At 72.1% G+C, this 13707-nt stretch carries 11 protein-coding genes; 7 read left to right on the forward strand and 4 right to left on the reverse strand.

The genetic code is table 11. The annotated features are described in order from the left end of the window. The first annotated feature begins 240 nt into the window (after positions 1-240). Positions 241-1755 (forward strand): serine/threonine-protein kinase, encoded by a 1515-nt coding sequence (locus J7462_RS32845; protein WP_255597955.1) that lies wholly within the window; start codon positions 241-243, stop codon positions 1753-1755. Here J7462_RS32845 and J7462_RS30800 read toward each other — a convergent pair. Beyond that, positions 1752-2300: a hypothetical protein gene (locus J7462_RS30800; RefSeq protein WP_219469602.1), complete on the reverse strand. Its 549-nt coding sequence runs from the start codon at positions 2298-2300 to the stop codon at positions 1752-1754. The two genes, J7462_RS32845 and J7462_RS30800, sit on opposite strands and share 4 nt — an antisense overlap. Next, positions 2293-2832 carry an RNA polymerase sigma factor gene (locus tag J7462_RS30805; RefSeq protein ID WP_208569443.1) on the reverse strand — a complete coding sequence of 180 codons (540 nt, stop codon included), beginning with the start codon at positions 2830-2832 and terminating at the stop codon, positions 2293-2295. Before J7462_RS30805 ends, J7462_RS30800 begins: the two co-directional genes overlap by 8 nt. A 199-nt stretch (positions 2833-3031) precedes the next feature. Here J7462_RS30805 and J7462_RS30810 point away from each other — a divergent pair, with 199 nt between their 5' ends. The 4 genes from J7462_RS30810 to dnaE all read left to right on the forward strand — a co-directional run bounded on the left by J7462_RS30810 (position 3032) and on the right by dnaE (position 10587). Next, positions 3032-3685, forward strand: a complete 654-nt coding sequence (locus J7462_RS30810) for a TetR family transcriptional regulator (RefSeq protein ID WP_219469605.1) — start codon at positions 3032-3034, stop codon at positions 3683-3685. 11 nt (positions 3686-3696) lie between these two features. After that, the gene (locus J7462_RS30815) at positions 3697-5280 is read left to right on the forward strand and encodes an MDR family MFS transporter (RefSeq protein ID WP_255597956.1); all 1584 of its coding nucleotides are present in this window, start codon (positions 3697-3699) and stop codon (positions 5278-5280) included. 214 nt (positions 5281-5494) lie between these two features. Next, the gene (locus tag J7462_RS30820; RefSeq protein ID WP_219469607.1) at positions 5495-6814 is read left to right on the forward strand and encodes a hypothetical protein; all 1320 of its coding nucleotides are present in this window, start codon (positions 5495-5497) and stop codon (positions 6812-6814) included. Between the two features lie 242 nt (positions 6815-7056). After that, positions 7057-10587, forward strand: coding sequence for a DNA polymerase III subunit alpha (gene dnaE / locus J7462_RS30825; RefSeq protein ID WP_219469609.1), 3531 nt, complete (start codon positions 7057-7059; stop codon positions 10585-10587). A gap of 161 nt (positions 10588-10748) precedes the next feature. Here dnaE and J7462_RS30830 read toward each other — a convergent pair whose 3' ends face one another. Together J7462_RS30830 and J7462_RS30835 are read right to left on the reverse strand one after the other, a co-directional pair. Next, entirely contained in the window at positions 10749-11609 is an 861-nt protein-coding gene (locus tag J7462_RS30830; protein ID WP_219469612.1) for an SPFH domain-containing protein, read from the reverse strand. 56 nt (positions 11610-11665) lie between these two features. Beyond that, positions 11666-11863 (reverse strand): hypothetical protein, encoded by a 198-nt coding sequence (locus J7462_RS30835; protein ID WP_219469614.1) that lies wholly within the window; start codon positions 11861-11863, stop codon positions 11666-11668. Positions 11864-11917: 54 nt separating this feature from the next. Between J7462_RS30835 and J7462_RS30840 the strand changes: the two genes are divergently transcribed. Then, complete coding sequence (locus J7462_RS30840) at positions 11918-12955, forward strand: aminotransferase class V-fold PLP-dependent enzyme (protein WP_219469616.1); 1038 nt, start codon at positions 11918-11920, stop codon at positions 12953-12955. Positions 12956-13045: 90 nt separating this feature from the next. Beyond that, on the forward strand, positions 13046-13669 hold the full coding sequence (locus tag J7462_RS30845; protein ID WP_308291082.1) for a transcriptional regulator: 624 nt from the start codon (positions 13046-13048) through the stop codon (positions 13667-13669). The last annotated feature ends 38 nt before the right edge of the window (positions 13670-13707 follow it).

Below are 13707 nucleotides of genomic sequence, written 5' to 3' on the forward strand. Positions count from 1 at the left end.
CCGGGCCCGGCCCGGCGGCCCGGCCGGGCCGGCCGGGACGACGGCGGCGGCCACGGCCAGCACGCCGGTGAGCAGGATGGTGGGAAGACGACGCATGACGGCACTCCTTCGCAGGTACGGGTCTGTCGTGCTGTTGGTCTCCGCCCGGCCGGATTCCGTTCGTCGTTTTCCTGACAGGTCCCGGATGCCCCGGACGCCGACAGCGGTCGATGCCGGTTACCGTGCGGTGGGGGTGGGGCGATGAGCACTCCGGCGTGGATCGGCTCCTACCGGATCGAGCGGCTGCTCGGCGCGGGCTCCTTCGCGACCGTCTGGCTCGGCCACGACCCGGTCCTCGACTCCCGGGTGGCGATCAAGGTGCTCGCCGAGAACTGGAGCCACGACCTGCGGGTACGGGAACGATTCCGGGACGAGGCCCGGCTGCTGCGGCGACTCGACCACCCCCGGCTGGCGCGGGTGCACGCGGTCGGTGAACTGCCCGACGGCCGACCGTACGCGGTGCTGGCCCTGGCCGACGGCGGCAGTCTGCGGGACCGGCTGGCCGCCGGACCGCTGCCGGTGCCGGTGGCCCTGGCCCTGCTCGACGAGATCGCCGCCGGGGTCGCCGTGCTGCACCGCCAGCGGGTGGTGCACCGCGACCTCACCCCGGGCAACGTGCTCTTCACCTCGACCGCCGACGGCGAGCGGGTGGTCATCGCCGATCTGGGGCTGGCCAAGGCGCTCGCCGCCGCCTCCGGGCTGACCGCCCGTGCCGGCACCCCCGGCTACATGGCGCCCGAGCAGGACGATCCCCTCGCCGTGGTGGACACCCGCAGCGACGTGTTCGGGCTGGGCCGGCTCGGCCTGCGGCTGCTCGGCGGCCCCGACCAGCGCGTGGCCGGGGTGCCCGCGCCGGTGGCGGCGGTGCTGCGGCGGGCCACCGCACCCCGCCCCGCCGACCGTCACTGCGACGCGGACGCCTTCCGGGCGGCGCTGCGCCAAGCCATCCGCCGGCCCGGCGACCCGGGCCCGGCGGGAGCACTGCCACCGGGGACCGGGTCCGCCGACGACGCTCCCCGCCCCGGCCGGGCCGGCCGCGCTCTCCACCGTGACCGCGCCGACCGCGCCGACCGCGCGGGTCGCGCGGGTCGCGCGGACCATGCGGATCGGGCGGGTCGGGCGGATCGGGTGGTGGCGGGGCCGTCGGGGTTCCGGCGGGGAGCCGCCCACCGGCTCCGCCTGGTCGGGGCCGCTGCCCTGGTGCTCGTCGCGGTGGGGGTGACCGCCGGCGACGCGGGCGCCCCCGCGCCGGATGCCGGGCGGGGTCGCAGCGGCCCGGTGAGCGTCACCCTGCCGGCCGGCTGGCGGGCCGCCGGGACGGGCTGGGCCGGCCGGTACGACGAGCGGGGGCGGCTCGAACCGGCGCTGGTCGTCTCGCCCGACCCCGGCCGGTGGGCGACCGACCCGACGGTGCCCGGGGCCTTCGTCGGGCTCTCCGCCGGCCTGGCCCGGCAGACCACCCCGGCGGACTTCGTCGCGCAACGCCCGCACGCCGACTGCGTGGCCGGGCCCGTGCGGCGCACCCGGCGGGGCGGCGTGGAGTGGGTGGTCGCCGGGTTCAGCTGCCCGGCGGGGCGTCCGGTGCTGGTCGAGGCGGCGGCCCGCGCCGGCCGCGACGGCCTGCTCTATGCGCAGATCGTCCCGCCCCCGGGCGGCGGGCCGGAGTTCGTCGACACGCTGCTGGCCGGGGTGCGGGTCCGCCCGGCCGACGGTTAGACCACCACCACCGTGACCGGATATGTCTTGCCGCCCTGCGGGATGGTCACCTGCACCGTGCCGGAGTGGACGAAGCGGATGTCCACCACCCCGGCCTCGTAGTGGCTGGAGACCAGGTCCTCCCGGTCCACCTCGACCTCGCCGGGCCCGATCCCCTGGATGCGGAGCACCCCACCGACGCTCAGGCAGAGCGACTTCAACAGGGCCAACTCGGTGTCGGAGACCACCAGGTCGTAGCGGACCGGGCCGAGGCAGGCCTGCGGCCGGGGGCTCGTCGACGGCGGGCGGGTGCCGGCGGTCGGGGTCCGGCGTGGCGGCGAGGGGGTGTGCCGGGCCGACGGCGCGCTGACGGCGCTGACGACCGGGCCGGCCGAGGTGGGTACCGCCGTGGCCGGGGCGGTCGGGGCGGTCGGGGTCGCGGGGGCGACCGTCGGGGTCGCCGACCGGACCGGCAGCGGCGCGACCGGGGTCGGTCCGCAGGCCGTCACGGGTACGAGCGCCAGCAGGGTGATCAGCAGCCGGCCCGGCCAGGGGCGCTCACTCACCGGTCAGCCGTTGCCGGACCTGCCGGCGGGCCAGGTGGACCCGGGACTTCACGGTGCCCTCCGGCACGTCGAGCAGGGTGGCGATCTCCCGGTAGGGCAGGCCGAGCACGTCGCGCAGGGTCAGCGCCTCGGCGACCTCGGGGCGGACCGCGTCCAACGCGTCGAGCAGGTCGAGCCGGGTGCCGGCGACCACGCTGGTGCGCCGGGGGTCGGGTGGGTCGGGCAGCGGCACCCCATCGGCCTCGACCTGCCAGCGTCGACGCAGTGCCCGGTAGGTGGAGCGGGCCCGGTTGGCGGTGAGCTGGTAGAGCCAGGTGTGGAACGACGACCGGCCCTCGAACCGGTCGATGCCCCGGGCCACCGCGAGCAGGGCGTCCTGGCAGGCCTCCTCGGCGTCCTCCCGGTGCGGCAGCAGCCGGCCGCAGAGCCGCAGCACCTCGGGGCGCACCGCTGTCAGCAGCGCGTCGAGGGCACCCGGCTCGCCCCGGGCGGCGGCGCCGGCCAGGTCGTCTATGTCGTTCGCGAGGAGCATTCCGGTCCCTGTCCGCCGTGATGTGGTGCCGTAGAGGCTATGTCGCGGCACCGGCCCGGCGGGTTCCCGAGTCGGCCAGCCGACCGATGCGGCCGACCGCCGGACCGCCGGACGGGGAAGCTCACCTGCGGCCGGCCGAGTTTCATGTCACACCATGCAAGTTTGCAGTGGCTGCATCTTTGTTCCTAGGCTCCAGCACATGACCATCGACGAAGGGCTCGGGCGGCGGGACCGCAAGAAGCGTCAGACCCGCGCCGCGTTGGCCGCCGCCGCGCTGCGCCTGGTCGCCGAGCGGGGGCTCGACCAGGTCACGGTCGAGGAGATCAGCGAGGCGGCGGACGTCTCCGCCCGGACCTTCTTCAACTACTTCGCCACCAAGGACGACGCGCTGGTCGGCGACACCGAGGGGGACCGGGAACGGGTGCTGCGGGCGCTGGCCACCGTACCGGCGCAGGTGCCGGCGCTGACGGCGACCCGGTCGGCCCTGTCCGGCGTGATCGACGAGGTGGAGGGTGACGCCGCGTTGTGGCTGCTGCGGATGCAGGTGGTGATGCAGCACCCGGTGCTGCTGGCCCGGCTGGTCTCCGGCAACGCGGCGACCGAGCAGGCCATGGTCGAGGCGCTCGCGGCGCGCACCGGCCATTCGCCGGACGACGGCTATCCCGCCCTGGTGGTGGCGGTCACCGGAGCCGCGTTGCGGACCGCGATGGTCCGCTGGGCCACCGGCGGCGGGTCCCGCTCCCTGGCCGAACTGCTCGACGAGGCGTTCGCCGCCGTCGCCGCCGGGCTGCCCGACCCCCGTACCACCGACCAGCCCGGCGCGACCGCGCCGGGCGTGCACCGCACCCCGTGAGGAAACGTGTCATGACCGCAACTGCCGAGCCGATCCCGCCGACCGGGGCGGGTGCCGGCCGGATGTCCCGCCGGGAGATCCTCCAGGCACTCTCCGGCCTGATGGTGGGCATGTTCGTGGCGATCCTCGCCTCGACGGTGGTGGCGAACGCGCTGCCACGCATCATCGCCGAACTCCACGGCAGCCAGACCGTCTACACCTGGATCGTCACCACCGAGCTGCTGGCGATGACCGCCACCGTGCCGCTGTGGGGCAAGATGGCCGACCTCTACAGCAAGAAGCTGCTCATCCAGCTGTCGCTCGGCCTGTTCGTGCTCGGCTCGCTGATCGCCGGGCTCGCCCGCAACGTGGAGACCCTGCTCGCCAGCCGGATCGTGCAGGGCGTCGGCGCCGGCGGGATGACCGCCCTGGCGCTGATCGTGATGGCCGCCATGATCCCGCCCCGCGAGCTGGGCCGGTACGCCGGCATCTTCGGCGCCGTGTTCGGCGTCGGCACGATCGCCGGCCCGCTGATCGGCGGCGTCATGGTCGACACCTCCTGGCTGGGCTGGCGGTGGTGCTTCCTGATCGGCGTGCCGTTCAGCCTCATCTCGATCGTCCTGCTGCAACGCACCCTGCACCTGCCGGTGGTCCGCCGCAAGGCGCGCATCGACTGGTGGGGCGCCCTGCTGATCACCGCGGGCGTGTCCACCCTGCTGGTCTGGTCGTCGCTGGCCGGGCACCGGTTCGCCTGGGCCTCCGGCTGGACCGCGCTGATGGTCGTCGGTGGGCTGGTGCTGCTGGCCCTGGCGGTCTGGGTCGAGTCGAGGGTGCCCGAGCCGATCATCCCGCTGCGCATCTTCCGCAGCCGTACCGTCACGTTGACCACGGTCGCCAGCGTGCTGGTCGGGGTGGCCCTCTTCGGCGGCACGGTCTTCCTGTCGCAGTACTTCCAGACCTCGCTGGGCAAGTCGCCTACCGTCGCCGGCCTGATGAGCCTGCCGATGATCCTCGGCCTGCTGGTCTCCTCCACCGTCGCCGGTCAGCTCATCACCCGGTTCGGCCGGTGGAAGGTCTACCTGGTGGTCGGGGCGGCCGTGATGACCGTCGGGATGCTGCTGCTGAGCACCATCGACGCCGACACCGGCGTACCGCTGCTCTCGCTCTACATGGCGGTGCTCGGCACCGGCGTGGGCATGCTCATGCAGAACCTGGTCCTCGCCGCGCAGAACGACGTGCCCGCCCACGAGCTGGGCGCGGCCACCTCGGTGCTGACCTTCTTCCGCAGCATGGGCGGGGCGATCGGGGTCAGCGCCCTGGGCGCGGTGCTGGCCAACCGGGTCACCGGCCTGATGATCGAGCGGCTCGGCCCGGCCGCCGGCGCCACCGGCGGTGGCACCACCGAGGTGCCCGACCTGTCCGCGTTGCCCGCCCCGGTCCTGGCGATCGTGCGGGACGCGTACGCCACCGCCACCTCGGAGTTGTTCCTCATCGGTGCCCCGATCGCCCTGCTCGCCCTGATCGCGGTCCTGTTCATCCGGGAGAAGCCGCTGCACGAGGTCAGTGGCGACGAACGGGCCGAGCAGGAGGCGGCGGCCCTGACCGCGATGCACTGACGTCGTCGACGACGGTCCCGCGCCCAGTCTCCGGCCCGGGACCGTCGTCGACGACCAGCGGGGGACCATCGGGTCCGGGGAGCCACCCGTAGTCGATCGTGACCGAACTCGGCGGCCCCGTGCTGCGGTGTCGTCGGGAGTGGATCTCCGGCGCAGGGGACTAGGTGGTTTCTGCCGATGCGAGCCGGCTGAGCACCTTGGCAGGATCGGCTCCATGAGCGAACCAGCGAACGACAAGAAGTCCGGTAGGAGGAGGTGGGTGTCGCTGAGTGTTCGAGCCAGGGCGGCCCTCGCGGTGCTGGTGGCCGGCGTGCTGCTCGCCCCGGCGGTGCCGGCGACGGCAGCGCCACCGGCCGAAGGGCCGCCGACAGCGGGGGCGGCGGCGGGGCCCGCCCGGTCGACACTGGTCAGCCCCTGCCAGTTGCCCACGCCGGTGACCGGGTGGCAGCACGAGGGGCCGACCAACTACACCACCTGGCTGCCGCCGACCGGCACCGTCCGGGGCATCGTGCTGTTCGTGGACTTCATCAACGCGGCCCCGGTCAGCGGGGAGCGGGCCGGCCGGACCAGCACGTTCGGCGCCGCCCCGAACGTCTTCACCCAGTCCTCGTACGGTGCGCTGAACCTCCAGTTGACCTTCGACACCACGTGGCGGCACATCCCGCAGACCCACGGCAGCTTCGCCGGCTACAAATCGAACTTTTCCATCCAGCGGTCGTACCTGGCCGCCGCGGTGGCCGCCGCGGACTCCGCGATCGACTTCAGCCTCTACCAGATCGTCTACGTGGTGCCGCCGAAGTCCGCGACGACCTTCGACATATCGCCGGCCTGGGTCGCGGCCCCCGGTGACGGAGTGACCGCCGACGGGGTCGAACTGCGCCATGCCGTCACCTTCGGTCAGGACGTCGACTACTGGGGCTACAAGATCCTCAACCACGAGACCGGGCACCTCTTCGGGCTGCCGGACCTCTACTCGTACAACTCGGCCGACAGCATCCACCGGGCGGTGGGCGGCTGGGACCTGATGGGCCTCATCTCCGCCCGGGCTCCCGACCTGTTCGCCTGGCACAAGTGGAAGGCGGGCTGGCTCACCGACTCCCAGATCGACTGCCGGACCACGACGGGGAGCGCGTCGGCGGTCCTGACCCCCCTGGGTACGACCGGTGGCACCAAGGCGGTGGTCGTCCACACCGGCGGGAACACCGCCGTGGTGGTGGAGAACCGGCAGATCAGCGCGCTCGACGTGTCGTCGGGTTGCTTCCAGCCCGGAGTGCTGGTCTACCGGGTGACCACCTCGGTGTTCAGCGGGGGTGCCTCGCCCGGCGGGAGCGTTCCCCCCATCGGCGGGCCCTTCCCGGTCGAGGTGGTCGACCGCACCCCGGGCTCGGATGTCACCAGTTGTGGCACGGACGAGAAGGCGCTGGTCAACGCCACCCTCACCGCGATCGGCCACACCGTCACCTACGGCGGGGTGACCGTGCAACTGACCGCCACCCCCGGGAACAACCGTCAGGTCTCCGTCACCGTCGTCTGATCCGCGGGTGACGCCGGTGGGCGTCGTGGGGGTGCCCCCGCCCGACCGGGCGGGGGCAGCCCTGTCCGCGTCGGCGTCGGGCTTTGCGGGGCCGCGCGGTGACTGTCGGTGTACGGCGTGCGGGACCGCACGACCTCCGCGCGGAGGTCTCCGCGCGGCGGGTTCAGTGGCTTCTCCGGGCGGCGCTATCGTGGACCGGCCTGATCTCGTGACCCATGATCCGATCCGGGGGGATTCCACGCATGGGCGATTCGTTCGCGCATCTGCACGTGCACACCGAGTACTCGATGCTCGACGGGGCGGCCCGGTTGAAGGACCTCTTCGCCGAGGCCAACCGGCTGGGGATGCCGGCGGTGGCGATCACCGACCACGGCAACATGCACGGCGCGAACGACTTCTACAAGCAGGCCATGGCGGCCGGGATCACCCCCATCCTGGGCGTCGAGGCGTACGTGGCGCCGGAGTCGCGCTATCACAAGGCGCGGGTCAAGTGGGGCCGGCCGGAGCAGAAGAGCGACGACATCTCCGGTAACGGCGCGATCACCCACAAGACCATGTGGGCGCGCAACGCGCAGGGCCTGAAGAACCTGTTCACCCTCAACTCCCGGGCCTCCATGGAGGGCCACTACGTCAAGTGGCCCCGGATGGACATGGAGCTGATCGCCGAGCACGCCGAGGGGATCATGGCGACCACCGGCTGCCCGTCCGGCGCGGTGCAGACCCGGCTGCGGCTCGGCCAGTTCGACGAGGCGCTCAAGGTCGCCGCCGCCTACCAGGACATCTTCGGCAAGGAGAACTACTTCCTGGAGATCATGGACCACGGGCTCTCCATCGAGCAGCGGGTCCGTGAGGATCTGATCACCATCGCCCGCAAGCTGGACATCCCGCCGGTGGTCACCAACGACTCGCACTACACCCACGAGGCGCAGGCCGAGGCGCACGACGTGCTGCTCTGCGTGCAGACCGGCAGCAACGTCGCCGACCCCAACCGGTTCCGGTTCGAGGGCGGCGGCTACTTCGTCAAGTCCGCCGACCAGATGCGCGCGGTCGACTCCTCGGAGTTCTGGCAGCAGGGCTGCCGCAACACCCTGCTGGTGGCCGAGAAGGTCGACCCGAGCGGGATGTTCGAGTTCCACAACCTGATGCCGCGCTTCCCGGTGCCCGAGGGGGAGACCGAGGAGTCCTGGTTCCGCAAGGAGACGTTCAAGGGGTTGGCCCGCCGCTACCCCGGGGGCATCCCCGAGGGCCACGTGGTGCAGGCCGAGTACGAGCTGGGCGTCATCAACCAGATGGGCTTCCCGTCGTACTTCCTGGTGGTCGCCGACTTCATCCAGTGGGCCAAGAACCAGGGCATCGCGGTCGGCCCGGGGCGTGGCTCGGCAGCCGGTTCGCTGGTCGCGTACGCGTTGGGCATCACCGACCTGGACCCGATCCCGCACGGCCTGATCTTCGAGCGGTTCCTCAACCCCGAGCGGGTCTCGATGCCGGACGTCGACATCGACTTCGACGAGCGTCGGCGCGGCGAGGTGATCAAGTACGTCACCGACAAGTGGGGCGAGGACAAGGTCGCGCAGATCGCCACCTTCGGCACGATCAAAGCGAAGGCCGCGATCAAGGACTCGGCCCGGGTCCTCGGCTTCCCCTACGCGGTCGGCGACCGGATCACCAAGGCGATGCCCCCGGCGGTGATGGGCAAGGACATCCCGCTCACCGGCATCTTCGACCCCAAGCACCCCCGGTACGCCGAGGCCGGCGAGATCCGGGGCCTCTACGAGTCCGACCCGGACGTCCGCAAGGTGATCGACACCGCCAAGGGCATCGAGGGGCTGATCCGGCAGACCGGGGTGCACGCCGCCGGGGTGATCATGTCGGCCGAGCCGATCATCGAGCACATCCCGCTGACCCGCCGGGACGCCGACGGGGCGATCATCACCCAGTTCGACTACCCGACCTGCGAGTCGCTCGGGTTGTTGAAGATGGACTTCCTCGGCCTGCGCAACCTGACGATCATCGACGACGCGGTCAAGAACATCCAGCTCAACCACGGTCGGGAACTCGACCTGCTGGGCCTGGAGCTGGACGACAAGCCCGCCTACGAGCTGCTCGCCCGGGGCGACACCCTGGGCGTGTTCCAGCTCGACGGCGGGCCGATGCGTTCGCTGCTGCGGCTGATGAAGCCGGACAACTTCGAGGACATCTCCGCCGTGCTGGCGCTCTACCGGCCGGGCCCGATGGGTGTCGACTCGCACACCAACTACGCGCTGCGCAAGAACGGCCTCCAGGAGATCACCCCGATCCACCCGGAGCTGGAGGAGCCGCTGCGGGAGATCCTGGCGCCCACCCACGGCCTGATCGTCTACCAGGAGCAGGTGCAGCGCGCCGCGCAGATCCTCGCCGGCTACACCCTCGGCCAGGCGGACCTGCTGCGCCGGGCGATGGGCAAGAAAAAGAAGGAGATCCTCGACAAGGAGTTCATCCCGTTCCGGGACGGCTGCCGCGAACGCGGCTACTCCGACCAGGCCATCCAGGCGGTCTGGGACGTCCTGGTGCCGTTCGCCGGGTACGCCTTCAACAAGGCGCACTCCGCGGCGTACGGCCTGGTGTCGTACTGGACGGCGTACCTCAAGGCGCACTACCCGGCCGAGTACATGGCGGCGCTGCTGACCTCAGTCGGTGACGACAAGGACAAGATGGCGCTCTACCTGTCGGAGTGCCGCCGGATGCGCATCCAGGTGCTGCCGCCGGACGTGAACACCTCGGCCGGCCCGTTCACCCCGGTCGGCAAGGACATCCGCTTCGGCCTGGCCGCGGTCCGCAACGTCGGGGCGAACGTGGTCGCGGCGATCATGCGATGCCGCGAGGAGAAGGGCGAGTACGCCGACTTCTACGACTTCCTGTCCAAGGTCGACGCGGTGGTCTGCAACAAGAAGACCATCGAATCACTGATCAAGGCGGGTGCGTTCGACTCGCTGGGGCACACCCGCAAGGGCCTGCTCGCCGTGCACGCCGACGCCATCGACGCCTTCGCCGACGTCAAGCGCAAGGAGGCCGTCGGCCAGTACGACCTGTTCGGGGCGGGCTTCGGTGACGCCGACACCGGCAGCACCACCGTGATGCCGACCATCGGCGACGCGGAGTGGGACAAGCGGGACAAGCTCGCCTTCGAACGCGAGATGCTCGGCCTCTACGTCTCCGACCATCCGCTGTTCGGGCTGGAACACGTCCTCGGCGCGGCGGCCGACACCACCATCGCCGCGCTGTCGGAGGAGGGCACCGTCCCGGACGGGGCGGTGGTCACCCTGGCGGGCATCCTCTCCGGCGTGCAGCGCCGGGTCACCAAGCAGGGGCGGGCCTGGGCGTCGGCGGCCCTGGAGGACCTGGCCGGCGGGGTGGAGACGCTGTTCTTCCCGAACACCTACGAGGTGATCGGCCAGTACATCGCCGAGGACGCGATCGTGGTGGTCAAGGGCCGGGTGGACCGGCGTGACGACACCCCCCGGATCATGGCGATGGACATGTCCATGCCGGACGTCAGCAGCACCCCCGGCAGTAAACCGGTGACGCTGACCATCCCGGTGCACCGCTGCACGCCACCGCTGGTGGAACGGCTCAAGGAGACCCTGGTGCTGCACCCGGGCGACACCGAGGTGCACGTCAAGCTGCTCAACGGCGGCAAGGTGACCACCCTGCGGCTCGGACCGTTCCGGGTGGCCGCCACCACCGCGCTGATGGGCGACCTCAAGAGCGTCCTCGGCCCCGCCAACGTCAGCTGACCCGCTGGCAGGTCAGCTCCACGTCGGTCGGCGGCAAGATCGTGCTCGATCCTTGTTCCGGTGGTTTCCCCCTGCGCGGATGCCACTACAACAAGGATCGAGCGGCCAGCGCGTCGTCCCCGCACGACAGCGCGGCGCTCGTCGCACAGACCGGCCGGTCGTCACTTGCCGCCGGTGACGATGCCCGGGTTGATGCACAGCCCGGGGGTGGAGCCGTTCTTCTCGGCGATCTCCAGGCAGCGGGACACCTTGTCGACCTTGGCGTTGGTCTCGGTGATCTGTTTCTGGATCTCGGCGTTCTTGCGGTCCTGTTCGAGGTTGCGGGTCTGGGCGAGCTTGTCCTGGAAGGCCTTGATGTTGCCCTCGGTCTTGTCGTCGTGGTTGACCCGGGTGATGGTGACGGACAGGATGTCGACGTCGCCGGAGAGCCGGCCCTCGGCGTTGCCCCGGATGCCCTCGGCGAACGGCTTCAGGTCGACGTTCAGGTTGCCCGTCCGGGCGTCGATCTTCTCCAGCGGGTTGTAGGTGGCGAAGGCGTCGTTGACCGCGCTGTCCAGCTGCACCCCCACCCGCTGGCCCCGGAAGCTCTCGAAGTCGCCCTTGTAGTCCATGAACTGCTTCGGCGCGTTCTCGGGCTTGACCTGCCACTCGATCAGCACTTCCACGCAGGCGTCGGCGAGGGTGCCGGTGCGGACCCGGACACACTGGTCGCCGCCGATGTGGTCGTACTTCTGCCGGCCGGCGTCCCACTCGCCGACCTTCTGCCAGGGGGCGACCCACTTCAGACCGGAGCCGGTGACCTCGCCGGTCGGCTTGTTGAAGCTGGTGACGATGCCGACCGAGCGGATCGGCACGGAGTGCGCGCTCGCTCCCACGCCGAAGAGCACTGTTCCGGCCAGGCAGCCGAGCGCGACCAGCGCGGCGATGCGCTTGACGCCCGGGTTGCGGGCGATGAGCAGCACCGCACCGGCGATCGCCAGCCCGATGGCGAGAATGACGGCGAACGTGAAGCCGACCGGCATGGAGGATCACCCTTCCGGGTTGGTCACAATGTTGATCTTCAACCTAGGGCACCCTGTCAAGCCCGGACCAGCACTGTGGCCTGCCGAGGCTCCCGCCACTGCCGTCCCGCCCGACCCAGGACCACGGCCAGGACCAGCGCCCGACCCAGGACCACGGCCAGGACCAGCGCCCGACCCAGGACCACGGCCAGGAGCAGGGCCCGACCCAGGGCCAGGGCGGACCAGGACCAGGACCAGGGCCCGGTCCGGGCCACCCGGCCCGGATTGGCGCTGACGCGCGGGCGGGGGGAGTGGCTAGCGTCGGTGGCATGGAGCTGGAACAGGCACGCGAGCTGTGGCAGCCGGAGCCGGGCTGGTTGAACACCGCCAGCTACGGGCTCCCACCCGAGCCGGTCTGGACGGCGGTGCAGGGCGCGCTGGCCGACTGGCGGGTGGGGCGTACCTCGTGGGAGGGGTGGGGAGAGGCGACCGGGCGGTCCCGGGAGGCCTTCGCCGGGCTGATCGGGGTGCCGGTGGCGGACGTCGCGGTGGCCAGCACCGTGTCGCAACTGCTCGCGCCGATCGCCGCCGCCCTGCCCGCCGGTGCCACCGTGGTCGTCCCGGAGGTCGAGTTCACCTCCAACCTGTTCCCCTGGCTGGTGCAGCAGGAGCGCGGGGTGCGGGTGCGTACCGTGCCGTTGGCTGGTCTGCGGGACGCGATCGACGCCGGCACCGACCTGGTGGCGTTCAGTCTGGTGCAGTCCGCCGACGGGGCCGTCGCCCCGTACGCCGAGATCGTGGCCGCCGCCCGCGTGCACGACGCGTTGGTGGTGGTGGACGCCACCCAGGCGTGCGGGTGGCTGCCGTTCGACGGGTCGCTGGCCGACGCGGTCGCGGTGGGGACGTACAAGTGGCTGATGTCGCCGCGCGGCTCGGCGTTGGCCTATCTGGCTCCGGCGCTGCGGGAGCGGATGCGGCCGGACGCCGCCGGCTGGTATGCGGGTAAGGACCCGCACTCCACCTACTACGGTCCGCCGCTGCGGTTGGCCGACGACGCCCGCCGGTTCGACATCTCCCCGGCCTGGTTCAGCTGGGTGGGCACCGCGCCGGCCCTGGAACTGGTCGCCGCGCTCGGCCCGGCGGTGATCGGCGCGTACGACGTGGGGTTGGCTAACCGCTTCCTGGCCGGGCTGGGTAGACCACCGGGGCGCAGCGCGATCGTCGCGGTGGAGGTGCCCGACGCGCGGCAGCGGCTGGCGCGGGCCGGGGTCCGGGCGGCGGTGCGCGCCGGGCAGGTCCGGGTCGCGTTCCACCTCTACACCACCGAGGCGGACGTGGACCTGGCGTTGACGGCGTTGACGGACTGAGCCGCCGCAGATAATCCACCGACGGCGCATCCAGACCGTGCCGTCCGGGCGAATCCCCTGGTAATGGTGAGCTACCCGGGGGTGCGTCTGGTGTTGACAGATCCGATGCCGGTGGAGGCCGTCGAGACGACCCGCAGGCGGCTCGCGGCAGCCGCCGAGGACCTCGACGCCAACCTGGTCGCCGCGCTGGTGCTGGAGTTCGCCGCCGACGCCGGGGTGGGGGCGGCCTGGGAACGGCTCTGCGTGCCGATGCTGGCCGGGCTGCGGGGGCGCGACGCCGCCGAGATCGCCGTCGAGCACGCCCTGTCCGAGGGCATCCGGATCGGGCTGGACGTGCACCGCCGTGCTCCCGTCCGGCGGTTGCGCGCCGACGGTGTGCTGCTCGCCGGTGCCGAGCACGAGGCGCACTGCCTGGGCCTGCACGCGGTGGCCGCCGCGCTGCGCGAGCAGGGTCGGGGCTGCCTGCACCTGGGGCCGGACCTGCCCTGGGCGGCGCTGCGTTCCGCCGTGCTGCGGGCCCGTCCGCGGGTCGTGGTGGTCTGGTCGCAGACGCCGGTCACCGGCCGCGCGTACCGTCTGGTCCGCTTCGGCCGCGATGTCCCGGGGGTACGCGTGTACGCCGCCGGGCCGGGCTGGATCGGGCCCCTGCCACCCCCGGCGACCCGGTTGACCAGCTTCTCCGCTGCCCTGGCCGCGTGCGGTGTGCCGGCCTGAGTCGCGCTTCGACCGTCCAGGGTGGCGTGACCCGCACC

Source organism: Micromonospora sp. RL09-050-HVF-A (assembly GCF_019374995.1).
Classification (GTDB): Bacteria; Actinomycetota; Actinomycetes; order Mycobacteriales; family Micromonosporaceae; genus Micromonospora; species Micromonospora antibiotica.

Excerpts from the sequence above, each read along its gene's own strand:
- J7462_RS30820 (WP_219469607.1), top strand. The coding sequence starts at position 5,495 with ATGAGCGAACCAGCGAACGACAAGAAGTCCGGTAGGAGGAGGTGGGTG.
- J7462_RS30810 (WP_219469605.1), top strand. The coding sequence starts at position 3,032 with ATGACCATCGACGAAGGGCTCGGGCGGCGGGACCGCAAGAAGCGTCAG.
- J7462_RS30805 (WP_208569443.1), bottom strand. The coding sequence starts at position 2,832 with ATGCTCCTCGCGAACGACATAGACGACCTGGCCGGCGCCGCCGCCCGG.
- J7462_RS30815 (WP_255597956.1), top strand. The coding sequence starts at position 3,697 with ATGACCGCAACTGCCGAGCCGATCCCGCCGACCGGGGCGGGTGCCGGC.
- J7462_RS32845 (WP_255597955.1), top strand. The coding sequence starts at position 241 with ATGAGCACTCCGGCGTGGATCGGCTCCTACCGGATCGAGCGGCTGCTC.
- J7462_RS30840 (WP_219469616.1), top strand. The coding sequence starts at position 11,918 with ATGGAGCTGGAACAGGCACGCGAGCTGTGGCAGCCGGAGCCGGGCTGG.
- dnaE (WP_219469609.1), top strand. The coding sequence starts at position 7,057 with ATGGGCGATTCGTTCGCGCATCTGCACGTGCACACCGAGTACTCGATG.
- J7462_RS30830 (WP_219469612.1), bottom strand. The coding sequence starts at position 11,609 with ATGCCGGTCGGCTTCACGTTCGCCGTCATTCTCGCCATCGGGCTGGCG.